The following is a 24,564-nucleotide window of genomic DNA, read 5'->3' as shown; positions in this document are numbered from 1 at the left end:
GTTCAGTCCCGGGCGATGATCTCGCGACCCGCGAGGACATCCAGCCCATCCGCCCTGCCCGCCTTGCGGCGGCGGATGGCGCGCGATCGCCGGCCCCTGAACAGGCTGCGGTTGCGGCGGGGCGTGACCTTCGACACGGTCAGTCCGCCCATCCGGGCCGCCGTCATGCGCACCGTGCCGTCGCTCTCGACGACGAGGAGCGGCAGATTGAGGGCGCGTCCCCAGGCGATCCAGTCGGCGGCAGCGTCTTCCGGCGCCGAGGCGACGACCAGCGGCAGGGTGAGCGCCGGATCGTCGTGCATCAGTTCGACGACGACGCGAATATTGCCCGCGGTACCAACCGGTTCGATGCGCACCGAGACACCCGCATAGGCGCTGACCGGCACCGTCATGGTCGCCTGATGTCCGCCCAGCGGACGGCGCACGACGGCGCGCTGGCGGTCGAGGATGAAGGCCGGGGAATCCGGCAATGAAGTCTGGCGAACGGGCATGGCAAAGGGATCGAGCCGGAATCCCGGCTCCATGTTCGCCGTGGCCGCTCCGGCCACTGCTGTCTGACGCACTGTTACACGCTCCCGGGCCCGCTTTTTGTGGGCCTCTTGTGGGAGCGACAGTCGCAGAAGGGGCTCACGAACCGCTTAAGCGCTTCGGTCGAATTTTACCAATTGCGCCGAGGGTTAGCAGCCAATGACCAGGTAGGGTTCACAAGACCTTGCCGGGATTGAGGATCCCCTTCGGGTCGAAGGCCGTCTTCAGCCGCTGCATCATCTCGATCTCCAGCGGGCTCTTCACCTCACGCAGCAGGCCCCGCTTCAACTGACCGATGCCATGCTCGGCCGAAACCGTGCCGCCAAGGTCGGAAACGATGGCGTGGACGGCTTCCGCGACATCGTCCCAGCGCGCCAGGTAGGCGGTCTTGTCCATCCCCACCGGCTGGGTGACGTTGTAGTGGATGTTGCCGTCGCCGAGATGGCCGAAGGGGAACGGCCGGCAGCCGGGAACGACCTTTTCCACCGCCCTGCCCGCCCGTTCGATCAGTTCCGGCACCGATGCCTGCGGCACCGCCACGTCGTGCTTGATCGAGCCGCCCTCGTGCTTCTGCACTTCGGACAGCGCGTCGCGCAGCAGCCAGAATGCTTTCGCCTGCTCCAGCGACCGCGCCTGAACGCCATCCTCGACCAGGTCGTCGGAAAATCCCTCGCCGAAGATGGCCTCGACCGTCATCTCGGCGTCGGCCTCGGAGCGCAGCGACGACACCTCGAACAGCACGTACCAGGGATGCGGCCCGACGATCGGGTCGCGGGCGCCGGCGACGTAGCGGACCACCGTCTCGATGGCGATGCGCGGCATCAGTTCGAAGGCGGTCAGGCTGCGCCCGGCATGGCGACGGGCGATGGCGAATAGCCCGAGTGCAGCGGCCGGATCCTTCAGCCCGACCAGCGCGACGCTCTTGCCACGCGGCTTCGGCACCAGCCGCAGCACCGCGGCGGTGATGACGCCAAGCGTCCCCTCGGCGCCGATGAACAGGTCGCGAAGGTCATAGCCGGTGTTGTCCTTGCGCAGCTTCCTGAGCCCGTTCCACACCTCGCCGGAGGCCAGCGCCACCTCGACGCCGAGGACGAGGTCGCGGGTATTGCCATAGGCCAGGACGCCGGTGCCGCCGGCATTGGTCGACAGGTTGCCGCCGATGCGGCAGGAGCCCTCGGAGGCCAGCGACAGGGGGAAGAGCCGGTCGGCGGCGTCGGCGGCTGCATGGGCGTCGGCGAGGATGACCCCGGCCTCGGCGGTCATCGTGTCGCCGGCGGCGTCGACCTCGCGGATCCGGTTCAGCCGTGCCATCGACAGCACCACCTGGCTGCCGCTGCCGTCCGGCACCTGCCCGCCGACAACCCCCGTGTTGCCGCTTTGCGGGACGATCGCGGTCCCCGTCTCGTTGGCGAGCCGGAGGATGGCGGCGACCTCCTCGACCGTCCCCGGCCGCAGAACCAGCGGCGTCGCACCGTGAAATTTGTTCCGCGGCTCGATAAGAAAGGGAGCGATCGCGGCATCGTCGCGAAGCGCGTAATCCGGTCCGACGATGGCTGCGAATCGGGCGATCAGGTCGCCGTCCGGCGATGGGGTTTTGGCGTCCATTTGGGGCTATCCTATTTCGCCCAAATGCCCGCGTCGAGACGGCGGACCGCGGGTGCGGCCACCGCCTCGGCTTGTTTCGCCGTCGGGCTACATCGCGCCGGGCTTGGCCACGTGCCAGACGCCGCCGACACCGTCGCCGGTGACGTCGCCCGGCTTGGTGTCGTTGATCCAGGTGTAGACCGGCATGCCGTCATAGGCCCACATCGTGGTGCCATCGGTGCGCTCGACCAGGCTCCACTCGCCCTCGGCCATGGCGCCCTCGTCGGCCATCAGTGGCGGCCAGTTCGTTGCGCAGTCGCCGTAGCAATTGGATTCGCCCGGCTTGTCCTTATCGAAGGTGTAGAGGGTCATGCCGTTGGCGTCGGCAAAGACCGCGCCGAGCGAGGTCTCCATAGTCTTGGCTGGTTCCATGGCGATGGCCGGGACGACCGCAATCACGGCCGCCGCGATGCCGAAAATCAACGCTTTCATTGCATTTCTCCTGGTTCGAGCCCCCCGCTGCCGCAAAAATGCGCCTGGCCCGACGAGCAAACGCTTCAGAGGCATGCTTTATTCGTAACAATTGACGTCGATTCGTGATCGGCCTGGGGCGAGCCCGTCCTTGATGCCCGGATTACCCTGTGCGATAGAGGCCGCCTTCCGAATGCCGAGACAGCAGGACCGCAAATGACCAATACCAGCGCACTCATGCAGGGGAAGCGCGGCCTGGTCATGGGCGTCGCCAATAACCGCTCCATCGCCTGGGGAATCGCCAAGGCCTGCCGGGCGGCCGGCGCCGAGGTGGCGCTGACCTACCAGGGCGACGCCCTCAAGAAGCGCGTCGAGCCGCTCGCCGCCGACATCGGGGCGCATGTCGTCGGCCATTGCGACGTCACCAACGTGGCGACGCTGGATTCGGTTTTTGCCGAGGTGGACAAGCTGTGGGGCGGTCTCGACTTCCTCGTCCACGCCATCGCCTTTTCCGACAAGGACCAACTCACCGGTCGCTATGTCGACACGACCGAGGACAACTTCTCGAAGACAATGCTGATCTCCTGCTTCTCGCTGACGGCGATCGCCCAGCGGGCCGAGAAGCTGATGACCGACGGCGGCTCGATCCTCACCCTCACCTATTACGGCGCCGAGAAAGTGATGCCCCATTACAACGTGATGGGCGTCGCCAAGGCGGCCCTTGAGGCAAGCGTGCGATACCTCGCCGTCGACCTCGGCGGCAACGGCATCCGGGTCAACGCCATCTCCTCCGGCCCGATCAAGACGCTCGCCGCTTCGGGCATCGGCGACTTCCGCTACATCCTCAAGTGGAACGAACTCAACGCACCGCTCAAGCGCTCGGTGACGATCGACGAGGTCGCCGATACCGGGCTCTTCCTGCTCTCCGACCTCGGCCGCAGCGTCACCGGTGAAGTGCTTCATGCCGACGCTGGCTATCACGTCATCGGCATGAAGTCGGTCGACGCCCCGGATATCGCGACGGTCAAGGACTAGGCCGCCACAGGCAGCGCCTTCGCGGTCCGATCGCCGGGCAAGCAAGCCAGCCCCTCCAGCGTGGCGGAAACCGCCGTATCGAGCGGCGTATGCGGCTCGCTGCCGAGGAACGCCGTCAGCTTGCGGTTATCGAGGCGCACCGGCTCCTTCCACAGGTACCGCATTTCCTGCAGTTCCCAGGCAAGCGTGAAGAACGGCGCGGCCAGCCGCATCGCCCACCAGGGAAACCGGCGAATCGGGATGCCGGGATTGCCGGTCGCACGGACAATCGCCTCGGCCAGTTCGACGCCATCCTCCATCCAGTGACCGCTGAAATGGAACGTCTCGAATACGCCGAGGTCCGGCTCGCGGTCGATCAGTTGCGCCATGGTCTCGGCGACGTCGGGCAGATAGGCCCAGGCATGGCCGACGCCGGGACTGTCCGGATTGTAGACCGAGCGCACCGGCTTGCCGGGCTTGATCATCCCGCCGGCGAACCAGTTGTTGCCGGCGCGCGGTCCGAAGAAATCGCCGGTGCGGACGATGAGCGTCCGCACGCCTCGCCCGGCGGCGTCGCGCAGCCGCTGCTCCATCGCGAACCGGACCCGGCCCTTGCGGGTCAGCGGGGCCTGCGGGGAGGTTTCGGTCAGCAGCGGAAACGCATCTGGCCCGTAGTTGTAGACCGTGCCGGGAAAGACGATCCGGGCGCCGCAGGCTTCCGCCGCGGCGATCGAGCTGTCGAGCATCGGCAGCGCCAGGCGCTCCCAGTCGCGGTAGCCGGGCGGGTTGGCGGCGTGGACGATGAGCGCCACACCGTCGGCAGCCGCAATGACATCCGCCGGCTTCATCGCGTCGCCGGCCACCCAGTCGACCGGGCCGAGGCTGGCGTGATCCTTTGCTGCCTTTGTCGCGTTGCGGTTCAGCGCCCGGATGCGCCAGCCGCGGCGCAGCAGGGCGAGGGTCATCTCGCCGCCGATGCCGCCGGTGGCGCCGATCACGAGGGCGGTGGGGCGTGGGGTGTTCTGGGTCATGGCTCTTCTCCTTGTTGGCGTTGCCACACACCTAAGCCGCCACCTTGATAAAGAAAATTGCATATTATCGTGCAGTCGATATACAAATTTGGATGACTTCGCGCGAACCCGACTGGAACCTCTGGCGATCCTTTCTCGCCGTGATGGCGACCGGCAGCCTGTCCGGCGCGGCCCGGCAGCTCGGACTCGCCCAGCCGACCGTCGGCCGCCATGTCGACGAGCTCGAGACGCTGCTGGCGACACCGCTCTTCACCCGCTCCCAGGTCGGCCTCGAACCGACCGGCGCGGCGCTGCAGCTCGCCCCCCATGCCGAGACCATGGCGACCACCGCGGCGACGCTGCTGCGCGTCGCCTCCGGCGAGGCCGAGGAGGTACGCGGCACCATCCGCATCACCGCCAGCGAGATCATCGGCGGCCAGGTGTTGCCGTCGATGCTCGGCGCGTTCCGCGAGGCCTGGCCGAAGACGGCGATCGAGCTGGTGCTGTCCAATCAGACCCAGGACCTCTTGCGCCGCGAGGTCGACATCGCCGTGCGCATGGTGCCGCCAACCCAGTCGGCGCTGGTTGCCCGCAAGATCGGGGTAACGACGATCGGTCTTTTCGCCCATCCGAGCTACATCGCCGCGCACGGCATTCCGAAGGGGCCGGCCGACCTGCCCGACCACATCTGGATCGGCTTCGATCAGGAGACCGTCAGTATCCGGGCCCTGCGGGCGATCGGCCTCGATGTCGATCGCAGCGCCTTCGCCATCCGCACCGACAGCGACCTCGCCCAGCTCGCGGCGATCCGGGCCGGCGTCGGCATCGGCGCCTGCCAGCTTGGCCTCGCCCGCGATCCGGCCCTCGTCCGGGTGCTGGCCGACTCCTTCTCCTTCGACCTCGACGTCTGGGTGGCGATGCACGAGGACCTCAAGGCAATCCGCCGCATGCGGTTGATGTTCGACCATCTGTCGAGCGAACTCGCCGCCTATCTCGCCTCGTCCCGCCGCTAATCGACCGCCCCGGCTTGCCCATCGGCGCCCGATGCCGCAAGAACCCCGCGTCGTTCAGAAAATGGATTCCCGCCGCCATGCTCCCCACCATCGTCTTTCTTCGCCATGGCGAAACCAACTGGAATGTCGAGGGCCGCCTCCAGGGGCAGCGCGACATTTCGCTGAACGACAACGGCCGCGCCCAGGCGAAGCGCAACGGCGAGGCGATCCGCGCCGCGGTCGCGGATATCGCCGACTTCGATTTCGTCGCCAGCCCGCTCGAGCGCTCGCGCGAAACAATGGAAATCGCCCGCCTCGCCATGGGCCTCGATCCTTCCGCCTTTCATCTCGACGACCGGCTGCGCGAGATCACCTTCGGCGACTGGGAGGGCTTCACCCTCGCCGAGTTGCGGGCCACCCATCCGGATCTCGTGGCCGCGCGGGAGCAGGACAAGTGGAGCTTCCTCCCCCCCGGCGGCGAGAGCTACGAGCAGCTTTCGGAACGGGTCCAGGGCTGGCTCGCGACGATCAGCCGGCCGACAATGGCCGTATCCCACGGCGGCGTCGGCCGCGTCCTGCGTCGCTACCTCCACGACCTCGACCCGCAGGCCGCCGTCACCATGTCCTTCCCGCAGGACCAGGCCATGCTGATCAAAAACGGCTCGACCGAGTGGATCTAGAGCACCACGGTCGTGCCCCTTCGACGGCGGCTGACGAGCACAATCCGATTCCTCGTCGCCTTTAACCGTCACTCTCGTCCCCCCTCACCGTCATCCTCGGGCCTGACGTGGCGTGTGGGCTGGCCGTGCCCCCCTCCACGCCGCTCATCCCCGCGAAAGCGGGGACCCAGGCGGCGTCGGGAATGAATGCGCGGCCGCCAACGCTGGCGCCCAGCCCTGAGGACTGGATCCCCGCTTTCGCCGGGACGAGCGGGTGAGCATTCGCGGAATGTCCCATGAGCCTGCGAGACCCACCGCGTCTCCCCTCGCCTGTCATCCGCGGCGAGGGCGAAGCCCGAGGGAAGGGGAACCAGTAACCGATGCCGGTGCAGAACAAGGCGCGACATCGTTGACTCGATCCCTGCGCTGCAGGGACGGCAGTCGGCGCTTCTTGGGCAGCGGGGCGGAGCGCGTCCACGCGGGCACCGCCCGTCTCCCCTGTTCGCGGCGGAGGGAGACCGCCCGAAGGGTGGTGGAGGGGGCGCCCCGCCGTTCACCAAGAAGGCGCCCCACCGACCGGGCTCGCCCGGTCCCCCATTCGAAAGCGCACCGCAGCCCCGAAGCACCACGCCCCTCCCCCCAAACAACGACACGCAACCCGGCCCACCCCGCCGCGTTGCCGGGCGCGGAAAAATGCACACACGCTTGGGAAAATGCTCTAGAACCTGTCCGTTTCCGGAACCTTCAGGCATGTCACACAACACTTTCGGCCATCTTTTCCGCGTTACCAGCTGGGGCGAGAGCCATGGACCGGCCATCGGCTGCGTTGTCGACGGCTGTCCGCCGCGCATTCCGATTTCCGAGGAGGAAATCCAGCATTTCATGGACAAGCGCCGGCCCGGCCAGTCTCGCTTCACCACCCAGCGCCGCGAGCCAGACACCGCGCGCATTCTCTCCGGCGTCTTCGAGGACGAGGAAACCGGCGAGTTGCTGACCACCGGCACGCCGATCTCGATCCTGATCGAGAATGTCGACGCGCGGTCGAAGGACTATTCCGACATCAAGGAAAAGTACCGGCCCGGCCACGCCGACCTGACCTACGACGCCAAATACGGCATCCGCGACTATCGCGGCAGCGGCCGCGCTTCGGCCCGCGAGACCGCCACCCGCGTCGCCGCCGGCGCCATCGCCCGCAAGGTGGTGCCCGGCATGATCGTGCGCGGCGCGCTGGTCCAGATGGGGCCGCATGCCATCGACCGCGACCGCTGGGACTGGGACGCGGTCGACGACAATCCCTTCTTCTGCCCCGACGCCGAGATGGCGGAATTCTATGCCGAATATCTCGACGATATCCGCAAGCGCGGTTCGTCGGTCGGCGCGGTGATCGAGGTCATCGCCCACGGCCTGCCGGCCGGGCTCGGCGCGCCGGTCTATGGCAAGCTCGATCAGGACATCGCCTCCGGGCTGATGTCGATCAACGCGGTCAAGGGCGTCGAGATCGGCGCCGGCTTCGTTTCGGCGACGCTGACCGGCGAGGAGAATGCCGATGAAATCCGCATGGGCCATGACGGCGCGATGGAGTTCATGTCGAACAATGCCGGCGGCATCCTCGGCGGGATCTCCACCGGGCAGCCGATCGTCGCCCGTTTCGCGGTCAAGCCGACATCGTCGATTCTGACCCCGCGCCGCACCGTGACGCGCGGCGGCGACGAGGTCGAGGTATCGACCAAGGGCCGCCACGATCCGTGCGTCGGCATCCGCGCGGTGCCGATCGGCGAGGCGATGGTCGCAATCACGCTCGCCGACCACTACCTCAGGCACCGCGGACAGATCGGGCAGGGTGAATAACGTTGACGACGATTGAAGACGACAAGGTGAGCCAGGCCGTCCGCGCCTTCGCGCGGGGCGAAATTGTCGTGGTGACCGATGACGACGACCGCGAGAACGAGGGCGACCTGATCATGGCGGCGGTCCATGCGACGCCGGAGAAGCTCGCCTTCATCGTTCGCCACACCACCGGCATCGTCTGCGCCCCGTTGCCGCGCGATGAGGCGCGCCGGCTGCGGCTCGACCCGATGGTTGCCGACAACGACTCGCCGCACAGCACCGCCTTCACCGTCTCGGTCGATTTCCGCCACGGCACTACCACCGGCATCTCCGCCGAGGAGCGCTGCATCACCATCCGCGCCCTGGCCAACCGGAATGTCGGCGCCGGCGACTTCGTGCGCCCCGGCCACATCTTCCCTCTGATCTCGCGCGAGGGCGGCGTGCTGATGCGCTCCGGCCATACCGAGGCCGCCGTCGATCTCTGCCGGATGGCCGAGCTCGAGCCGGTCGGCGTGCTTTCCGAACTGGTCAATGACGACGGCACCGTCATGCGCGGTCCGCAGATCACCGCCTTCGCCGCCGAGCATGGGCTGAAGCGCATCTCGGTCGCCGACCTGATCGCCCTCCGGCAGCGCAGCGAGAAGCTGGTCGAGCGGGTGGCGTCCTTCGCGATCGAGACCAAGGCCGGTCCGGCCCAGGCCATCGCCTACCGGACGCAATGGGACCCGACCGAGCATCTTGCCATCGTCTTCGGCGAGATCGGCGACGGCCGCGGCCTCCCGGTCCGCCTGCATCGCGGCTCGGTCACCCAGGACGTTTTCGCCGCCGACAGCGTCCTCGACGGGATCGTCGCGCGGCTCGGCAGCGAAGGCCGCGGCGTCATCGTCTACCTGCGCGAAGGCGCGGTCGGCGTCGCCTCGTCGGCCGCGCGGCCGCGCGACCGGGTCGGCGGCGACGAGGAGCATCACGAGACGGCGAATACCCGGCAGCGGGACTGGCGGGAGATCGGCCTCGGTGCGCAGATCCTGCGTGACCTCGGCGTCTCGTCGATCCGCCTGATCGCCTCGCGCGAATTGCACTATGTCGGGCTCGACGGCTTCGGCATCGCAATCGAGGCGACGGACCTTCTCGACAGCTAGCGGAGTTTCCCCGCGGCTCAGCCGCCGGGAGCGTTTTCCTGCTTGGTCTTGGCCAGCCGCTCGGCCGCGTTGCGGCGGAACTCCGACCGTTCGAAGAACAGCACGATCACCAGCGCCGCGGCGAAGGGGATGATCAGGTAGAACAGCCGGAAGACGATCAGCGCCGCCAGCACGCTTGCCTGATCCATGTCGTCGAGCGCAGTCAGGAAGACATACTCCAGCACGCCGAGACCGCCCGGCGCATGCGAGATCAGCGCCACCGAGAAGGAGGCGACAAAAACCCCGAGCACGGTGATGAATCCCGGGTTGCCGTCCGCCGGCAGGCAGAAATAGATGATAGCCGCCGCCGCCATCAGTTCGACCGGCCCGACGATCAACTGGCGCAGCACCACTTTCGGCTTCGGATAGGCGAGGTGAAAGCGGCGGCCGATGACCAATGGCTTGAAGTGGAACATCGACCCGATCGCATAGAAGCCGACGATCGAGAGCATGCCGATGCCGATGACGATGACCGCCCAGTCCGGCAGGTCGAAGAAGCGCTGCAGGATCGATGGCTTGATGAGGAGAACCGAGCCGCCGAGAAGCATGGAGCCGATGAAGAAAGTGAACGAGGTCAGGCCGATCAGGACGCCGATCTCGCCGGCCGACAGGCCGCGCGACCCGTAGGCGCGAAACCGGATCACTGCGCCGGACAGCAGCGAAGCGCCGATGCTGTGGGAAAGCGCATAGGTGCTGAACGACGTCACCATGACGAACGGCCAGGAGATCTTGCGGTTGAGGTGGATCAGCGCGATGCGGTCGTATTCGGCAAGCGCGAAATAGGCGACGAGCGTTGCGAGAATGGACAGCACCCAGCCATGCAGCGGGATCGCTCCCAGGCTGTCCATCAGGCTTGCGAATGTGAGGTTGGCGAGTTCCTTGTAGAGCAGCCATCCGCAGAAGACGACCGCCAGGACGCCGACCGTTGGCCAGAAGTAGTGACGATATTGGCCGAGTCGCTGCATCAGTGTCCTTGCTTCCGAATCATCGCCGGCTCCGGATTCCTCGCATGTACCGCGCCATCATGTTGGCATAGCGGCATGCCGGCGACGAAACCAGCCCGCTTATGCGGCAATTTGACCGCGATTCACGGCGGCAATCAGCCGTTTCGGGCTCCCAGCAGGAACTCGCGATTGCCGGCCGAACCGGTAATCGGCGAATCGATCAGACCGTCGACCGTCCAGCCAATCTCCTCGGCAAGCCACGTGACGATGCCCGCCGCCGCCGCCTCGGCCGCCTCGCGATCGCGGACGATGCCGCCCTTGCCGATGGCGGCGCGGCCGACCTCGAATTGCGGCTTGACCAGAAAGATACCCCAGGCGCCCGGCATTGCCAGCGCCAGCGCCGCAGGCAGCGCCAGGCGAAGGGAAATGAAGCTGACATCGCTGACGATCGCGCCGACATGACCGTGGACGTCCTCCGATGTGAGATCGCGGGCGTTGAGCCCTTCCCGGTTGCGTATCGCGGGATGGTCGCGGAGGCGCTGGTGAAGCTGGTCGTGGCCAACATCAACGGCGTAGACTCGGGCGGCGCCGCGCTCGATGAGAACCTCGGTGAAACCGCCGGTGCTGGCGCCGACATCAAGGACGTGCAGGCCGTTGGGCCGGTAACCGAAGTGGTCCAGCCCGGCGATCAGCTTCAGGGCAGCGCGGGAAACATAACGGCCGGCCGGATCGAACGCCTCGATCGGCGCATCGACCGGCACCATCATTGCCGGCTTCCTGGCGGTTTCACCGGCGACGACGATGGCGCCGCGCAGAACGGCATCGCGCGCCCGCGCCCGGGTCGGTACGATACCGCGCTCGACCAGCACGACGTCGAGACGCCGTCTCTCGGCAAAACCGCCGGGAGACGACCTAGAGGAAGCAGCCAATGAACGAACTGGCCATGACGTCAAAATAGACGAGGCTGCCGAACCGGGTCCACAGCACCGCGCCGCCGACTGCAAGAGCCAGCGTGACAAGTCCGACAGACGTCTTCATCGCCATGGTCATGCCGTCACCCTAGCACGAAACCGCCGTCGACGGCACACTCACGCGCCGTCGATGAGCCGCTTCAACTTGGCCAGCGCCGTTGTATCGTCTTCCTGATAGTCGATCGTTGACGTGAACACCGCATCGTCATCGAACAGATAGACCGACGCGGTGTGATCCATCAGGTAGCTGCCGTCCTCGCCCTCCACCTTGCGGGAAAAGACCCGGAAGGCCGAAAGCGTCTTGTCGATCTCCTCGCGGGAGCCGGTCAGGCCGCCAATCCGCGGATCGAAGGCCTGCAGATAGTCGGCCAGAACCGCCTGGGTATCGCGCTCCGGATCGACGGTCACGAAATAGACCTTCAGCTTGTCGGCGTCTGGGCCGAGTTCGGCCATCAGGCTGGTCATCTCGAAGAGCGTCGTCGGGCAGACATCCGGGCAGTAGGTGTAGCCAAAGAACATTGCCGATGGATGCCCCTTCAGCGACGCCTCGGTGACCAGCTGGCCATGCTGGTCCGTCAGCGAGAACGGCCCGCCTATGGTGGCGACCGTGGCAATCGGCGGATCGTCGAATTGCTGGAGGACGAGCACTGTCGCCACGCCTCCAATGACGATTGCGACCGCCGCCCAGGCGACGATGCGGATCGCTTTCAGCGTTTTCATTCGCTCATGTCCATCTTCATGTCGTCATGGCCGGCGTGGCCATCCGGGCCCCTGGCGCCGATCTGCATGACATGGAGGAAGGTATCGACGGAGCCGGCCTGCTCGAAGGTCAGGGTCACCGGCACCTCCTCGCCTTCGACAAAGGGAGCCTGCAGCTTCATGAACATCAGATGGAACCCACCGGGCGCCAGGACAAGGGTGCCATTGGCCGGCACCTCAACGCCCTCGGCGAGCGGCCGCATCGTCATGACGCCGTCGGAGACGGTCATCTCGTGGATCTCGGACTTGCCGGCCTGCGCGGTCGACACCGCCACCAGCCGATCGGCGGTGTCTCCGGTGTTGGTGATGGTGAGATAGCCGCCGGCGGTGGGTGCGTTGGGCGGTGTTGCCCGCGACCAGAGTTCGGTCAGGGTCAACGAGCCCAGTGTGACTTCGTGGGCGGCGGCCGGAGCGACCAGCGAAACGGAAACCGCGACAGCGGCAAGGATCATGTGGAACGACATGAGAGAACACCTCGAAAACCGGCCTATGCGGCGCGTGGCGCGCAGGCCGTGACCTGATGGAAAAGCGTCGTGTGCTTATCAGGCGAGGTGTGGGGGGCCGCGCGCGTTCGGTGAGAGAACGATCCCGGAATTGCCGGATTCGCCGTTGGCCTGGCCCAGTCGAAGGACAAGGCATTGCGGGCATGACAGGCCGGCGCCGGGATCGCCGCCCAGGGCGACCGGCGACGTCTGGCAGCCCGCGAGGCAACAGCCCCGCCAATGGTCGACCGTGATGCCCGAAGGCCCGACCGGACCCGACGACGGCGAGGAACAGAGGACAAAGACGCCGCCGCCCTCGAACGCCATCGCGCCGGTATGCAGGCCGCCGGCAAACAGATTGAAAAGCAAGAGGATCGCCACCGCTCGCGCCAGCGAACGGCCGTCCCGGCCTCTCAGCGCTGCAAGGAACGACACCTCTTTCATGGCAGGACGTCTACCACGACCTGCGACGGAAGACGCCGCGTCAGATCGCCCCTCAGGCGCGCAGCACCGCCGCGTCGCCGTCGCGACCGAGCGTGGCAAAGACGGTGGACACGATTCCGCGGGCGTCGAGTCCGGCGGTGGCATACATCGCGTCCGGCTTGTCATGGTCGAGGAAGCGATCGGGAAACGCCAGCGGCCGCACCTTGAGGCCGGCATCCAGGGCACCGGACAGGGCAAGATGGTTCAGGACATGACTGCCGAAGCCGCCGATCGCGCCTTCCTCGACCGTCAGCAGCACTTCGTGTTCGCGGGCAAGCCTGTCGATCAGCGCGGTGTCGAGCGGGCGGGCGAAGCGGGCATCGGCGACCGTGGTCGACAGACCATGCGCCTCCAGTTCCTCGGCAGCTGCCAGGCATTCCGACAGACGCCCGCCGAAGGACAGCAGCGCCACCTTGGTACCCTCGCGCATGATCCGGCCACGGCCGATCTCGAGCGGCACGCCGGCCTCCGGCATGTCGACGCCGACGCCCTCGCCACGCGGAAAGCGGAACGACGACGGCCGGTCGTCGATGGCGACTGCGGTGGCAACCATGTGCGTCAGTTCGGCCTCGTCGCCAGGCGCCATGACGATGAAATTAGGGAGGCAGGCGAGATAGGTGGTGTCGAAGGAACCGGCATGCGTCGCGCCGTCGGCGCCGACGAGGCCTGCCCTGTCGATGGCGAAGCGAACCGGCAGGCTTTGAATGGCCACATCATGCACGACCTGGTCATAGGCGCGCTGCAGGAAGGTCGAGTAGATCGCGGCGAAGGGCTTGAAGCCTTCGGTGGCGAGGCCGGCGGCGAAGGTGACGGCATGCTGCTCGGCGATGCCGACATCGAAACACCGGTCGGGAAACCGTTTTGCGAAAAGGTCGAGGCCGGTGCCGCTGGGCATCGCGGCGGTGACGGCCACGATCTTGTCGTCCTTTTCGGCAGCGCCGATGAGGGCGTTGGCGAAGACCTTCGTATAGGCCGGCACGTTGGCGGTGCTCTTGGCCTGCTGGCCGGTCACGACGTCAAATTTGGCGACGCCGTGATACTTGTCCTTCGAAGCCTCGGCCGGCGCGTAGCCCTTGCCCTTCTGGGTAACGACATGGATCAGCACCGGGCCGTTCTGCATGTCGCGGACGTTCTGCAGAACCGGCAGGAGATGATCGAGATTGTGGCCGTCGATCGGCCCGACATAATAGAAGCCGAGCTCCTCGAACAACGTGCCGCCGGTAAAGAACGACCGGGTGAACTCCTCGGTCAGCTTCGCCTTGTCGCGGAAGAAACGCGGAAAACGATCGAGCAGCCGCTTGGCGAAGTTGCGGAAATTTCGGTAGGTGCGGCCGGAGACGAGCCGGGCCAGATGGGCCGACATCGCGCCGACCGGCGGAGCGATCGACATGTCGTTGTCGTTCAGGATGACGACCAGCCGCGACTTCAGGTGGCCGGCATTGTTCATCGCCTCATAGGCCATGCCGGCCGACATAGCGCCGTCGCCGATCACTGCGATGACGTTGTTTTCGCCGCCGGACAGGTCACGGGCGACCGCCATGCCGAGGCCGGCGGAGATCGAGGTGGAGGAATGCGCGGCGCCGAAGGGGTCGTATTCGCTCTCGCTGCGCTTGGTGAAGCCGGACAGGCCACCGGGCTGGCGCAGGGTACGGATGCGGTCGCGCCGGCCGGTGAGGATCTTGTGCGGATAGGCCTGATGGCCGACATCCCAGAGGATTCGATCGCGCGGCGTGTCGAACACGTAATGCAGGGCTACCGTCAGTTCGACCACACCCAGACCGGCGCCGAGATGACCGCCGGTTACCGAGACAGCGGAGATCGTCTCACTGCGCAACTCGTCAGCGAGCTGCCGCAGGTCCGATTCCTTGAGCTGGCGCAAATCCTGCGGAAGGCTGACGGAGTCGAGGAGCGGCGTGCTTGAGGATGTCATTGTCGAAGGAAACCGTCTGTGAGCTGCGCGGCCAAAATCTAGCGAATTCGCTTATAGCAGCTTGAATTAAGGCACGCATCACGCAGTGCGGGAGATCGAAAGGGCCAGTGGTTGTCGGCTCCGCCGCATCGACCCTTGACGAGCGGCGCGCCGGATCGCCCCGTGCCGCACCGCCAACTGTTGATCACCATCAATCGGGAAGCGGGATGAAATCCTTCTCGTCGCCGAAGACCTTGTCGAAGCGACCGAGCTTCCAATCGTTCTTGGCTTCCTCGATCCGCTCCTTCGACGAGGAGACGAAGTTCCACCAAATGTGGCGGGGCCCATCCATCGCCTCACCGCCGAGGAGCATGAGCCGGCTCGGCTCCAGCGCCTTGACCGTCAGGCTGTCGCCCGGGCGCAGCACGACCAGACGCGTGGCGTCGAAACGGTCACCACCTATCTCGATCGCGCCTTCAACGACATAGACCGCCCTCTCCTCGTGCCCGGCATCCAGCGGCAGCCGGGCACCGGCATCGAGCGTGACGTCGGCATAAAACATCTCGGAGAAGGTCTCGACCGGGGACCGCTCGCCATAGAGCGAGCCGACGACGAGGCGGACTGTTGCGCCGTCCCCACCGATGACCGGCAGCGCGTCGCGTTCGTGATGGGCGAAGGTCGGCGCGGCCTCCTCCTTGTCCTTCGGCAGGGCGATCCATGTCTGGAAGCCGAACAGCATGTGACGCTGGTCGCGGAGCTCGGCCGGGGCGCGTTCGGAATGGGCGATGCCCCGCCCGGCCGTCATCCAGTTGACCTCGCCGGGCCGGATGGTCTGCTCGCTGCCGACCGAGTCACGATGCACGATGCTGCCTTCGTGGATGTAGGTGACGGTCGCCAGCCCAATGTGCGGATGCGGCCGAACGTCGAAATTCTCACTCATCAGGACTTCGGCCGGGCCAGCCTGGTCCATCAGGACAAACGGACCGACCATCCGACGGCCCGCCGCCGGCAGAACGCGACCGACTGTGAAACCGCCAAGATCCTTCATGGTCGGAACGACAACCGTTTCGATCAGATCCGCGGCCCTGGCGTCGCCGAATTCGGGGTCGGGTGTTGGAAGCGGTCGCATGATGGATCTCCTTCGCGGCAGAACCAACAGATAATGCCGCGGTCCCGGCAGGCAACCCGTCCTAGAAGGGCGTCTCTTCGTCGAGGGGGGCAGTCCCGGCCACCTTGCCGTCGGCGCCGAGCCGGATCTTGTCGACGCGGCCCTCGGCTTCCTTGAGCAGTTTCTCGCAATGCGCCTTCAGCGCTTCGCCGCGCTCGTAGATCGAGATCGATTCCTCAAGGTCGACCTTGCCCTGCTCCAGCCGCTGGACAATCGATTCGAGTTCGGCAAGCGCCGTCTCGAAAGACAGTTCGCTGACGGGCGTGGGCGGGTTGTCCGGCATTCGGTCTCCTTTGGCCGCCGCTTCGGGACGGACGGCTCGGCAGGCTTTTGGTCTCCGCCCATCTATATGTGGCGCGGCCGAGTCGGCCAACCCCCGCGCCCTCTCCCAACCTTCAGCGTCCGGAGTCCGGCGGTCGCCCGTTCAGTTCCGCCAGCATGTCCATGAAGTCGCGAAATCGCTTCTCGCCCAGCACCGCGCGGTAGTCGGCTTCGATTTCCTGCTTCACCCGGTTGGAATCGGCGAGCAGCCTGCGCCCCGCGGCGGTGAAGACGATCAGCCGGCCGCGACTGTCGCCGGGATCCGGTTTGCGCTCGACGATGCCATCGTCGACGAGGGCGTCGAGAAGCTGCTGGACCGCCTGCTTGCTGCGGCCCATCCGCCGCACGAGGTCGGACTGGCGGATGCCGGACCGGCCGACATGCATGATGACATTCGCACGCGCATCGGCGGCCCACGGATACCCCATCGCGACGAGGCCGTCGTCAAGCTCGCGTTTCCAGCGCTGGGTCGCCTGCCAGAGTCGCCAGCCGACATGATCCAGGACTTCCGGCCAGTCTTTTTCGTCAAGTTTCTTGACCAACTAGCACTCCCTCATTATAGTCAAGTCACTTGACCATATCTTGCCGGCGCAAAACGGCAAACCCGTCCTTTCGCAAACATGAGGAGGCATCGATGCCTATCATTTCGGCCGAGTTGGCCCCCACCTTCGATCTTCCGGCGTTACCTTCACCGGCCTGGCGGCACCAAGCCGCGGCGCCCTCAAGACGTCCGTCTGGCGCGTCGTCATGCAGCCCGGCACGCCGGCCAATCCGCACCGCCTGAGCCGGGAGGAAGTCATCGTCGCCATATCGGGGGCGGCGCGCGTCTCGATTGGCGGCAGCGAGGCGGATTTCACCGCGGGCAGCGCTGTGATCGTCCCGGCCGACACGGACTTCTCGCTGTCCAATCCCGGCCCGGAGCCGTTCGAGGCGGTTGCCGTGCTGCCGGTCGGCGGAAGGGCATCGTTGCCCGGCGGCGAGCCTTTCACGCCGCCTTGGGCCGAATGAGGTCGTCTGAAGCCCGTCCCGTCAGGCCTTCATCAGGGTCTCGACATGCGCGGCGACAGAGGCGGAGAGGCCCTGCAGGTCGTAGCCGCCCTCAAGCAGGCCGACGATCCGCCCGCCGCAATGCCTGTCGGCGAGCCGCATCACTTCGCCGGTCGCCCAGGCGAAGTCCTCCTCCCGCAGGTTCAGGGAGGCAAGCGGGTCGCGCCAATGGGCGTCGAACCCGGCCGAGATGATGATGAGGTCCGGTGCAAAAGCATTCACCGCCGGCAGGAGCACACTCGAGAACGCCTCCTCGAACTCGGCGCCACCCGACTCGGGTGCCAGCGGCGCATTGAAGATGTTGCCGGCTCCCGTCTCCGAGGCAGCGCCGGTCCCCGGATAGAGTGGCATCTGGTGGGTCGAGCCATAGAGAATCGAAGGATCCGACCAGACAATGGCCTGGGTGCCGTTGCCGTGATGGACGTCCCAGTCGATGATCGCGACGCGCTCGGCGCCGTGAACGCGCTGGGCATGCCGGGCGGCGATGACGGCATTGGCGAAAAGGCAGAAGCCCATGGCCCGGTCGGCCTCGGCGTGATGGCCCGGCGGTCGGCTGGCGCAGAAGGCATTCGACACCTCGCCGGCAATCACCGCGTCGACTGCCTGGCAGGCGCCGCCAGCGCCACTCGCGGCCGCGACAAAGCTCATGGGCGAGACGTAGGTATCGGCGTCGAGGGTCGCCTCCCCGCTTTCCGGGATCGCGGCCCGCACGCTCGCGACATAGGCCTCGGTATGGGCCGTCGCCAGGGTCGCGTCGTCGACCGGCCGGGCGCCGCGCCGATCCAGCGCCGCGAAACGCCCGTCGGCCAGCGCGTCGGTGATGGCCAGCAGGCGCTCGGGGCGTTCGGGATGGCCCTCCGGCACCTTGTGCTCAAGGAAAACATCATCCGTGACAAGCAGGGTAGTCACTGGCGAACCTCAGGAAAACTGGTCCCGATTCCGATCGAGAAAGGCCAGCAGCGCGTCATGCGCCGCCGGGGAATGCATGAGTTCCGGAAAGCTGCCCGCCTCCAGGCCGATCCGGTTGACAACGTCCCGACGATCGCCCCGCAGGAGCCGCCTGGCAAGACGTACCGCCTGCGGCGGTTTGGCGGACAGGGCGCGGGCATAGCCGAGCGCGACCGAATCAAGGTCCTCGGGCACCACCACACGATTGATCAGTCCCACTGCGAGGGCGCGCTGGGCGTCGAACTGCTCACCCATCACCAGGAGTTCGAAGGCGAAGTGGTGCCCCATGATTCCCGGCGCCAGAAGACTCGACCCCGCCTCCGGCGGCATGCCGAGATCGGCGAATGGTGACGAGAAGATCGACCACTCGCTGGCGACGACGAAATCGCAGTGGAAGAGCATCGTGGTGCCGATGCCGACGGCCAGCCCGTCGACCGCGGCGACGACCGGCTTGTCCACCGTCGCCAGGGTTTTCATGAACCGGACCGGGCTTTCGCCAAATGTGCTGGAGTCGAGGTACTGGCGCAGTTCGTCGACGTCGTGGCCCGCGGTGAAAACGCCCGGCATGCCGGCGAAGAGAACCGCGCGGACCGCCGTATCGTGGTCGGCCAGCGCCAGGGCATCGGCGGCGGCCTCGTACATCTCGGCGGTGAGAGCGTTACTTTTCTCCGGGCGGTCGATGCGGATCGTCTGCACCCCTTCCGTCACATCGACCGAAATATGCTCGTCCATCAGCGCTTGTTTCCCTCGCCTTTGTCGTTGGTCACCGGACCATGAGAAAACACTGCCGCCGCATCCGCCCCGAGCCCGGTGGTGCCAGCCATCGCCGCACGCCGAAGCCCGGTCGCCTCTCCCAGTATGGTCTCCGCGAAATAGCGGGCCACCGCAACCATCCGATCGTTGTATACAGTGCTTCCTTTCGCGAGCACGCCCTTCGCGAGCAGCCCGGCGCCAAGAACAAGACCAAACAGACGGAGATAGGACGTCGCGCCGGCCAGCGATTCGTCGTGTCGGCCGTCGCGCGTCAGCGTCATCACGTGGTCGGTCGCTGCCCGGAGGTCGGCGAGGGCTGTCGCCAGATGATCGCCCATATTCCGAATCTCGTCGCCCCGGGCGGAATTCAGATCCCCGATCATGCCGGATAAATCGTCGAGAAGACAGCCGACGGCCTTGCCATCCGACAGGGGCAGCTTGCGACTGACGAGGTCGATCGCCTGGATGCCGTTCGTTCCCTCGTAAATCGCGAAAACCCGGACGTCGCGCAAATGCTGCGCCGCGCCGGTCTCCTCGATATAGCCGGCGCCGCCGTGAACCTGAATCCCCAGTGAGGCGACCTCGATCCCGGCATCGCTGGCGAAGGCCTTGGCGATCGGCGTCAACAGGGCCGCCCTTTCGGTCCAGAAAATCCGATCGGCATCGCTCCCCCTGCGGCTCATGTCGATTGCATGGGCGCAGGCGTAACAGATCGCCCGCGACGCGGCTGTGACTGAGGTCATTCGCAGGAGCATCGCCTGGACATCGGGATGGTCAATGATTCGGCTCATCCCCTCGCCCGTGTGACCCGGAGCCCGGCCCTGACGCCGTTCGCGGGCATAGGCCAGTGCCTCCTGGGTCGCCCGCTCGGCAACGCCAACAGCCTGGATGCCGACCGACAGGCGGGTGACGTTCATCATCGTGAACATGCAGGCGAGGCCGCGATGCTCCTCGCCGACGAGATAGCCGACCGCCCCGTCATAGACCATCGTGCAGGTCGGCGAGCCGTGCAGGCCGAGCTTGTGCTCGACGCCGGTCGCGGCAACCGCATTCCTCGCGCCGAGGCCGCCCCCCTCGTCGGCCAGGAACTTCGGCACGACGAACATAGAGATGCCGCGCGTGCCGGCCGGCGCGTCGGGCAGGCGGGCCAGCACCAGGTGGACGATGTTCTCGGCGAGGTCATGTTCGCCGTAGCTGATGAAGATCTTCTGGCCGGTGATGCGATAGGAGCCATCCTCCGCCCGCTCGGCCCGCGTCGTCAGCGCACCGAGATCGGACCCCGCCTGCGGCTCGGTCAGGTTCATCGTCGCGGTCCATGTCCCGGCGGCGAGCTTCGGCAGGCAACTCTGCTTCAGGTCGTCGGACGCATGCGCCTCCAGCGCGAGGATCGCGCCGGCCGACAGCATGGGGCCGGTGGCGAAGGCGGCGGAGCCTGCATTCCAGAGTTCCTGGAGGGCCATCTCGACCATCACCGGCAGGTCCTGACCGCCACAGCGTTCCGACGCGCTGACCCCGCTCCAGCCGGCGGCAGCGAATCGGGCGAAGGCCTGCTTCCAACCCGGCGCGGTGGTCACTGCGCCATCGGCGAAGACGGCGCCCTGGCGGTCGCCGACCCGATTGAGCGGGGCAAGTTCTGCCTCGGCGAAGCGACCGGCTTCGGCAAGGATCATCTCAACGGTCTCGAAGCCGACATCGCCAAGAATGGCTTCGTCGAGCCCGGCGATCTCGCGCATCGAGAACAAGATTTCGGCGACGGGCGCCTCGAAGGCCATGCGTCCTCCCCAACTGCCGGGCTTGACCGGGCGCGGTCCGAGCGGCGACAACCCGCCGTCTTCTTTTCGGGACCGATTTCCTCATGCCGGGCTTGCCCGAAATCTTCGAGATGAGCAATCCCGCGCGCTTCGACGCCGGCATCGCCGCCGCTGCCGACTCACTGCGGCGAGGCGCGCTGGTCGGCATGCCGACGGAGACCGTCTATGGCCTCGCCGCCGACGCGTCGAGCGGCGAGGCGATCGCGGGGATCTACAGCACCAAGTCAAGACCTCGATTCAATCCACTGATTATACACGATTTTTCAATTGAGGCAGCAATGGGGCTGGGCACATTTCCGCCCCTCGCGCGGACTCTTGCCGAAGCCTTCTGGCCCGGGCCGCTGACCCTCGTCGTGCCGAGGCGGAGGTCGGCGGCGATCGCCGATCTTGCCACCGCGGGCCTCGATACCATCGCCCTGCGGGTGCCAGCCCACCCCGTCGCCCGCGCCCTGATCACGGCCTTTGGCCGACCGGTCGCCGCACCAAGCGCCAATCGCTCCGGCCATGTCAGCCCGACCACCGCCGCCCATGTCGCCACCGATCTCGGCGACCGGGTCGCGGTCATCCTCGATGCGGGTCCGACCGGGATCGGTGTCGAATCGACCATCGTCGGCCTGACCGACGAGACGCCGCGCCTGCTCCGCTCCGGCGGCGTGCCACGCGACGCCATCGAAGCGGCGATCGGTCGACCACTGGCGGCACCGGCGGAGGCCAACGCGCCGGTGGCGCCCGGCATGCTGCGGTCGCATTACGCGCCGGCGGCGCATGTGCGGCTCAATGCGGAAACGGTGCGCCCGGGCGAAGCGCTGCTCGCCTTCGGAGAGCCTTTGCCGGCCGGCGCGGAGCAGGCGGCCGCAACCATCAATCTCAGCCGCAGCGGCGACCTCGGCGAGGCGGCGGCACGGCTGTTCTCGGCACTCAGGGAACTGGATGGGACGGCCGCCACCATCGCCGTCGCGCCGATCCCGGATCACGGTCTCGGCGAAGCGATCAATGACCGCCTGACGCGGGCGGCGGCGCCACGCGGCTGACCCGCTACGCTGCTTCCTCGGAATCGCTGGCGCGGTCCTGCCCGCTCTCGCGCCACTTCTTCATGAGCGCGGTGAGTTCGGGATCGCCGCCCTCCGGCAGGACGATTCGCAGCGTCACGACCAGATCGCCGCGCCCGCCGCCGGCCTTGGGCAATCCCTTGCCCTTGAGACGCAGCGACTTGCCGCCGCCGGAATTGGCCGGGACGTTCATCGAGACCTCACCTTCGAGGGTGGGCACGCGGACCTTGCCTCCGAGCACCGCATCCTCCAGCGGAATGTTGACCTCGCGGCGCAGCAGGTCGCCCTCGACGCGGAAATGCGGATGGGGGACAAACTCGACCGTCACCCGTGCGTCGCCGGCGGGGCCGCCGAGCACGCCGGCCCGTCCCTGCCCGCGCAGGCGGATGACCTTGCCGGAGGTGGTCCCCGGCGGAATGGCGACATCGACGGTGCGGCCGGTCGGCAGGTCGACGCGGGCCTTCTCGCCGCTGACCAGTTGCTCCAGTGTCACCGCGACGGTCGCGTTGATGTCCTCGCCCTTGACCGGCTGCGGCCGGGGGCGCGCACCGGCCCCGGCGCCCGGCCCGCCGCGGCCACGGCCGAAGCCACTGAAGATCTCGTTGAGCACGTCGTCGGCGGCAAAGGGATCGCCGTCGGCGCCACCGGTCGACCAGCGGAAGTTTCGGGCGCCGCCGGCACCGGGACGGGCCTGACCGCCACCGGGATGGCCGAAACCCTCGAAGCCCTGGAACTTGGGCTTGCCGTCGGCATCGATCTCACCGCGATCGAACTGACCGCGCTTCTCCTTGTCGCCAAGGATTTCATAGGCCGCGTTCGCCTCGTTGAAGCGTTCCTTGGCCTTCGGCTCGTTCTTGTTGGCGTCGGGGTGATACTTCTTGGCAAGCTTGCGGAAAGCGGACTTGATCTCCGACTCGCTCGCGGTCTTGCTCACACCCAGGATTGAATAGGGATCGCGCATGATTCCAGAATAGTAACAGCGGTGGCGGATGGGCGGAATGCGGTGATTCCGCCCTCGATATGGGAACCGGACGCGCCGGATTCCAGCACGAAAGCGTTAATTCATCGCGTTCAGCGCGCAATCGGCGACCAGTCCGGCGAAAACGATCCAGCCATAGTCGCGATTCGAACGGAAGAGCCTGAGGCAGTTTTCGGGATCTGCGGCGCTCAGCGTCCTGACCTGCCAGCCGAGGTGGACGGCGCCGAGGGCAAGGCCGACGAAGGCCAGGACCCCTGCCCCGGCTGCCAGATAAGCCCCGGCGAACAGCAGCGTCGCCAGTCCATAGAGAACGGTGAGATACGGCTTGGTCCGCGCTCCGAAGAGTCGGGCAGTCGAGCGGACCCCGACCAGCGCGTCGTCCTCGCGATCCTGGTGGGCGTAGATGGTGTCATAGCCGATGGTCCAGGCGATGCCGCCGAGATAGAGCAGGATCGGCGCCAGATCGAGCCGGCCGAAGACCGCCGCCCACCCCATCAGCGCCCCCCAGGAAAAGGCGATGCCGAGGCCGAGTTGCGGCCAGCTCGTCACCCGCTTGAGGAAGGGATAGATCGCGACCGCCGCCAGCGAGGCGAAGCCGACGAGAATGGCGAAGCCGTTGAATTGCAAGAGAACGACGAGCCCGACAATCGCCAGCGCCACCATGAAGACCGCCGCCTGGCGGGCGGTGACCTGGCCGCTGGGGATCGGCCGCGACCGGGTCCGCGCCACCTGGGCATCGAGGTCGCGATCGACGATGTCGTTATAGGTGCAGCCGGCGCCGCGCATGGCGATGGCGCCGATCAGGAAAAGCAGCAGATACCAGGGGTTCGGCCACGCCGCGCCCGCCGCATCGGCGGCCAGCGCCGTCGACCACCAGCACGGCCACATGAGCAGCCACCAGCCGATCGGCCGGTCGAGCCGCGCCAGCCGCGCGAAGGGCTTGGCGGCCGCCGGCAGGTAACGGTCGACCCAGTTGCCGCGCACGGCATCGGCGACGGCGGCATTGGTGTTTGGCGCGGAACCCATGAGCGTTTGGTAGCCGAAGCAGAGAGCGTTTTGAAGCGTGACCCTACGTCGGCGGACTAGCCAACGCGTCGGCCCGCCTGTAGAGGCACCCCGTAGAGGCGGTCAACGCAAAGTAGCGGGCAACACCAATGAGAGAGCGGTGACGGTTGCTGCAAAGGCTTAAGGCTATCTTGTCGGTAAGGCCGCTTCTCACCCTTGCGGTGCTGAGGCTCATCTGGCTCGCGATCCTGCTGCCTTCGCTGATCCGCATCGGCTACGAATTCACGTGGATCCTGGACCAGCCGATCGAGTCGGTTCTCCAGCGCGCCGACACCCTCGATCTTGAGCAGCTCGCCCTGTTCCTGATGGCGTCTCCCTTCAGGTTGCTGGCGCAGCTTGCGCTCTACCGGATCGCCCTTGAAATCGCCGTCGTCCTGCTCGTTCCGACGCCCGCCGAAGCTGCTTCGAGAAACTGGCTGACAAGAGCGTTCCGCCGACTATTCGTCCTCGGCCCCTTCTCGACTCAACGATGGCTGCAGGGCGTCTGGATCGCGTTTCTCGTCACCTGGATCGCCTTCGTCATTCTCACCGCGCCGTCACGCCTCGACGCGTATGCCCGCGCCTTGGGCGAGCAGGGGCAGTTGTCCTATGTCTCGGTCTATGCCCGCTTCG

Annotated in this window: 26 protein-coding genes; 7 read left to right on the top strand and 19 right to left on the bottom strand. The window is 66.7% G+C overall.

Annotation, left to right across the window (positions count from 1 at the left end):
• Positions 1-2 precede the first annotated feature (2 nt).
• The 3 genes from BLT60_RS10475 to BLT60_RS10465 all read right to left on the bottom strand — a co-directional run bounded on the left by BLT60_RS10475 (position 3) and on the right by BLT60_RS10465 (position 2,544).
• Positions 3-563 carry a DUF6101 family protein gene (locus BLT60_RS10475; RefSeq protein ID WP_139167801.1) on the bottom strand — a complete coding sequence of 187 codons (561 nt, stop codon included), beginning with the start codon at positions 561-563 and terminating at the stop codon, positions 3-5.
• Between the two features lie 139 nt (positions 564-702).
• A complete protein-coding gene (locus tag BLT60_RS10470; RefSeq protein WP_090876404.1) occupies positions 703-2,133 on the bottom strand; it encodes an FAD-binding oxidoreductase in 1,431 nt (476 codons plus the stop codon).
• Between the two features lie 87 nt (positions 2,134-2,220).
• On the bottom strand, positions 2,221-2,544 hold the full coding sequence (locus BLT60_RS10465) for a COG4315 family predicted lipoprotein (protein WP_425285001.1): 324 nt from the start codon (positions 2,542-2,544) through the stop codon (positions 2,221-2,223).
• A 255-nt stretch (positions 2,545-2,799) separates the two neighbouring features.
• Here BLT60_RS10465 and fabI point away from each other — a divergent pair, with 255 nt between their 5' ends.
• The gene (fabI, locus tag BLT60_RS10460) at positions 2,800-3,618 is read left to right on the top strand and encodes an enoyl-ACP reductase FabI (protein ID WP_090876402.1); all 819 of its coding nucleotides are present in this window, start codon (positions 2,800-2,802) and stop codon (positions 3,616-3,618) included.
• Here the strand turns inward: fabI and BLT60_RS10455 are convergent.
• On the bottom strand, positions 3,615-4,628 hold the full coding sequence (locus tag BLT60_RS10455; RefSeq protein WP_090876401.1) for an NAD-dependent epimerase/dehydratase family protein: 1,014 nt from the start codon (positions 4,626-4,628) through the stop codon (positions 3,615-3,617). The genes fabI and BLT60_RS10455 overlap by 4 nt on opposite strands.
• Positions 4,629-4,720: 92 nt before the next feature.
• Between BLT60_RS10455 and BLT60_RS10450 the strand changes: the two genes are divergently transcribed.
• The 4 genes from BLT60_RS10450 to ribB all read left to right on the top strand — a co-directional run bounded on the left by BLT60_RS10450 (position 4,721) and on the right by ribB (position 9,224).
• Positions 4,721-5,620, top strand: a complete 900-nt coding sequence (locus BLT60_RS10450; protein WP_090876400.1) for a LysR family transcriptional regulator — start codon at positions 4,721-4,723, stop codon at positions 5,618-5,620.
• Positions 5,621-5,697: 77 nt separating this feature from the next.
• Entirely contained in the window at positions 5,698-6,279 is a 582-nt protein-coding gene (locus BLT60_RS10445; protein ID WP_090876399.1) for a histidine phosphatase family protein, read from the top strand.
• A 729-nt stretch (positions 6,280-7,008) separates the two neighbouring features.
• Positions 7,009-8,106, top strand: coding sequence for a chorismate synthase (gene aroC, locus BLT60_RS10435; RefSeq protein ID WP_090876397.1), 1,098 nt, complete (start codon positions 7,009-7,011; stop codon positions 8,104-8,106).
• 2 nt (positions 8,107-8,108) lie between these two features.
• Positions 8,109-9,224 carry a 3,4-dihydroxy-2-butanone-4-phosphate synthase gene (ribB, locus tag BLT60_RS10430; RefSeq protein WP_244521212.1) on the top strand — a complete coding sequence of 372 codons (1,116 nt, stop codon included), beginning with the start codon at positions 8,109-8,111 and terminating at the stop codon, positions 9,222-9,224.
• Between the two features lie 17 nt (positions 9,225-9,241).
• Here ribB and BLT60_RS10425 read toward each other — a convergent pair whose 3' ends face one another.
• From BLT60_RS10425 to BLT60_RS10385, 10 genes are all read right to left on the bottom strand, one after another.
• On the bottom strand, positions 9,242-10,228 hold the full coding sequence (locus BLT60_RS10425) for a lysylphosphatidylglycerol synthase domain-containing protein (protein ID WP_090876395.1): 987 nt from the start codon (positions 10,226-10,228) through the stop codon (positions 9,242-9,244).
• A gap of 134 nt (positions 10,229-10,362) precedes the next feature.
• A complete protein-coding gene (locus BLT60_RS10420) occupies positions 10,363-11,136 on the bottom strand; it encodes a TlyA family RNA methyltransferase (RefSeq protein ID WP_090876394.1) in 774 nt (257 codons plus the stop codon).
• A complete protein-coding gene (locus tag BLT60_RS24330; protein ID WP_175478383.1) occupies positions 11,120-11,257 on the bottom strand; it encodes a hypothetical protein in 138 nt (45 codons plus the stop codon). Before BLT60_RS24330 ends, BLT60_RS10420 begins: the two co-directional genes overlap by 17 nt.
• A 38-nt stretch (positions 11,258-11,295) precedes the next feature.
• A complete protein-coding gene (locus BLT60_RS10415) occupies positions 11,296-11,898 on the bottom strand; it encodes an SCO family protein (protein ID WP_090876393.1) in 603 nt (200 codons plus the stop codon).
• Positions 11,895-12,401 (bottom strand): copper chaperone PCu(A)C, encoded by a 507-nt coding sequence (locus BLT60_RS10410; RefSeq protein WP_090876392.1) that lies wholly within the window; start codon positions 12,399-12,401, stop codon positions 11,895-11,897. The genes BLT60_RS10415 and BLT60_RS10410 overlap by 4 nt, the downstream gene beginning before the upstream one ends.
• Positions 12,402-12,479: 78 nt before the next feature.
• Positions 12,480-12,863 carry a hypothetical protein gene (locus BLT60_RS10405; RefSeq protein ID WP_090876391.1) on the bottom strand — a complete coding sequence of 128 codons (384 nt, stop codon included), beginning with the start codon at positions 12,861-12,863 and terminating at the stop codon, positions 12,480-12,482.
• Between the two features lie 52 nt (positions 12,864-12,915).
• Positions 12,916-14,832 carry a 1-deoxy-D-xylulose-5-phosphate synthase gene (gene dxs / locus BLT60_RS10400; protein ID WP_090876390.1) on the bottom strand — a complete coding sequence of 639 codons (1,917 nt, stop codon included), beginning with the start codon at positions 14,830-14,832 and terminating at the stop codon, positions 12,916-12,918.
• A gap of 190 nt (positions 14,833-15,022) precedes the next feature.
• Positions 15,023-15,940, bottom strand: coding sequence for a pirin family protein (locus BLT60_RS10395; protein ID WP_090876389.1), 918 nt, complete (start codon positions 15,938-15,940; stop codon positions 15,023-15,025).
• A 61-nt stretch (positions 15,941-16,001) separates the two neighbouring features.
• Complete coding sequence (locus BLT60_RS10390; RefSeq protein WP_090876388.1) at positions 16,002-16,262, bottom strand: exodeoxyribonuclease VII small subunit; 261 nt, start codon at positions 16,260-16,262, stop codon at positions 16,002-16,004.
• 112 nt (positions 16,263-16,374) lie between these two features.
• Positions 16,375-16,842: a MarR family winged helix-turn-helix transcriptional regulator gene (locus BLT60_RS10385; RefSeq protein ID WP_090876387.1), complete on the bottom strand. Its 468-nt coding sequence runs from the start codon at positions 16,840-16,842 to the stop codon at positions 16,375-16,377.
• Between the two features lie 205 nt (positions 16,843-17,047).
• Between BLT60_RS10385 and BLT60_RS10380 the strand changes: the two genes are divergently transcribed.
• The gene (locus BLT60_RS10380; protein ID WP_210185592.1) at positions 17,048-17,308 is read left to right on the top strand and encodes a cupin domain-containing protein; all 261 of its coding nucleotides are present in this window, start codon (positions 17,048-17,050) and stop codon (positions 17,306-17,308) included.
• Between the two features lie 21 nt (positions 17,309-17,329).
• Here the strand turns inward: BLT60_RS10380 and BLT60_RS10375 are convergent, their stop codons facing one another.
• The 3 genes from BLT60_RS10375 to BLT60_RS10365 are packed head-to-tail and all read right to left on the bottom strand — an operon-like array spanning position 17,330 to position 20,820.
• Complete coding sequence (locus tag BLT60_RS10375; protein ID WP_090876386.1) at positions 17,330-18,256, bottom strand: histone deacetylase family protein; 927 nt, start codon at positions 18,254-18,256, stop codon at positions 17,330-17,332.
• 9 nt (positions 18,257-18,265) lie between these two features.
• Entirely contained in the window at positions 18,266-19,027 is a 762-nt protein-coding gene (locus tag BLT60_RS10370; RefSeq protein WP_090876385.1) for an enoyl-CoA hydratase-related protein, read from the bottom strand.
• Positions 19,027-20,820, bottom strand: coding sequence for an acyl-CoA dehydrogenase family protein (locus tag BLT60_RS10365; protein WP_090876384.1), 1,794 nt, complete (start codon positions 20,818-20,820; stop codon positions 19,027-19,029). Before BLT60_RS10365 ends, BLT60_RS10370 begins: the two co-directional genes overlap by 1 nt.
• 110 nt (positions 20,821-20,930) lie before the next feature.
• On the opposite strand from BLT60_RS10365, the gene BLT60_RS10360 reads away from it, so the two are divergent.
• Positions 20,931-21,890: an L-threonylcarbamoyladenylate synthase gene (locus BLT60_RS10360; protein ID WP_090876758.1), complete on the top strand. Its 960-nt coding sequence runs from the start codon at positions 20,931-20,933 to the stop codon at positions 21,888-21,890.
• A gap of 4 nt (positions 21,891-21,894) precedes the next feature.
• Here the strand turns inward: BLT60_RS10360 and BLT60_RS10355 are convergent, their stop codons facing one another.
• A complete protein-coding gene (locus BLT60_RS10355; RefSeq protein WP_090876383.1) occupies positions 21,895-22,869 on the bottom strand; it encodes a DnaJ C-terminal domain-containing protein in 975 nt (324 codons plus the stop codon).
• 96 nt (positions 22,870-22,965) lie between these two features.
• The gene (gene ubiA, locus BLT60_RS10350) at positions 22,966-23,913 is read right to left on the bottom strand and encodes a 4-hydroxybenzoate octaprenyltransferase (RefSeq protein WP_090876382.1); all 948 of its coding nucleotides are present in this window, start codon (positions 23,911-23,913) and stop codon (positions 22,966-22,968) included.
• Between the last annotated feature and the right edge of the window lie 651 nt (positions 23,914-24,564).

Source organism: Bauldia litoralis (assembly GCF_900104485.1).
Classification (GTDB): domain Bacteria; phylum Pseudomonadota; class Alphaproteobacteria; order Rhizobiales; family Kaistiaceae; genus Bauldia; species Bauldia litoralis.
The sequence above is the reverse complement of the archived record's forward strand: the minus strand, read 5'-3'. Positions and strand labels throughout refer to the sequence as shown.

Bases quoted from the DNA above. Each gene is read 5' to 3' on its own strand.
- BLT60_RS10465 (WP_425285001.1), bottom strand. From the start codon at position 2,544: ATGGAACCAGCCAAGACTATGGAGACCTCGCTCGGCGCGGTCTTTGCC.
- BLT60_RS10410 (WP_090876392.1), bottom strand. From the start codon at position 12,401: ATGTCGTTCCACATGATCCTTGCCGCTGTCGCGGTTTCCGTTTCGCTG.
- BLT60_RS10450 (WP_090876400.1), top strand. From the start codon at position 4,721: ATGACTTCGCGCGAACCCGACTGGAACCTCTGGCGATCCTTTCTCGCC.
- BLT60_RS10445 (WP_090876399.1), top strand. From the start codon at position 5,698: ATGCTCCCCACCATCGTCTTTCTTCGCCATGGCGAAACCAACTGGAAT.
- dxs (WP_090876390.1), bottom strand. From the start codon at position 14,832: ATGACATCCTCAAGCACGCCGCTCCTCGACTCCGTCAGCCTTCCGCAG.
- BLT60_RS24330 (WP_175478383.1), bottom strand. From the start codon at position 11,257: ATGACCATGGCGATGAAGACGTCTGTCGGACTTGTCACGCTGGCTCTT.
- BLT60_RS10425 (WP_090876395.1), bottom strand. From the start codon at position 10,228: ATGCAGCGACTCGGCCAATATCGTCACTACTTCTGGCCAACGGTCGGC.
- BLT60_RS10380 (WP_210185592.1), top strand. From the start codon at position 17,048: ATGCAGCCCGGCACGCCGGCCAATCCGCACCGCCTGAGCCGGGAGGAA.
- BLT60_RS10415 (WP_090876393.1), bottom strand. From the start codon at position 11,898: ATGAAAACGCTGAAAGCGATCCGCATCGTCGCCTGGGCGGCGGTCGCA.
- BLT60_RS10470 (WP_090876404.1), bottom strand. From the start codon at position 2,133: ATGGACGCCAAAACCCCATCGCCGGACGGCGACCTGATCGCCCGATTC.
- BLT60_RS10360 (WP_090876758.1), top strand. From the start codon at position 20,931: ATGAGCAATCCCGCGCGCTTCGACGCCGGCATCGCCGCCGCTGCCGAC.
- BLT60_RS10390 (WP_090876388.1), bottom strand. From the start codon at position 16,262: ATGCCGGACAACCCGCCCACGCCCGTCAGCGAACTGTCTTTCGAGACG.
- BLT60_RS10370 (WP_090876385.1), bottom strand. From the start codon at position 19,027: ATGGACGAGCATATTTCGGTCGATGTGACGGAAGGGGTGCAGACGATC.
- BLT60_RS10355 (WP_090876383.1), bottom strand. From the start codon at position 22,869: ATGCGCGATCCCTATTCAATCCTGGGTGTGAGCAAGACCGCGAGCGAG.
- BLT60_RS10405 (WP_090876391.1), bottom strand. From the start codon at position 12,863: ATGAAAGAGGTGTCGTTCCTTGCAGCGCTGAGAGGCCGGGACGGCCGT.
- fabI (WP_090876402.1), top strand. From the start codon at position 2,800: ATGACCAATACCAGCGCACTCATGCAGGGGAAGCGCGGCCTGGTCATG.
- BLT60_RS10395 (WP_090876389.1), bottom strand. From the start codon at position 15,940: ATGCGACCGCTTCCAACACCCGACCCCGAATTCGGCGACGCCAGGGCC.
- BLT60_RS10455 (WP_090876401.1), bottom strand. From the start codon at position 4,628: ATGACCCAGAACACCCCACGCCCCACCGCCCTCGTGATCGGCGCCACC.
- BLT60_RS10365 (WP_090876384.1), bottom strand. From the start codon at position 20,820: ATGGCCTTCGAGGCGCCCGTCGCCGAAATCTTGTTCTCGATGCGCGAG.
- aroC (WP_090876397.1), top strand. From the start codon at position 7,009: ATGTCACACAACACTTTCGGCCATCTTTTCCGCGTTACCAGCTGGGGC.
- ubiA (WP_090876382.1), bottom strand. From the start codon at position 23,913: ATGGGTTCCGCGCCAAACACCAATGCCGCCGTCGCCGATGCCGTGCGC.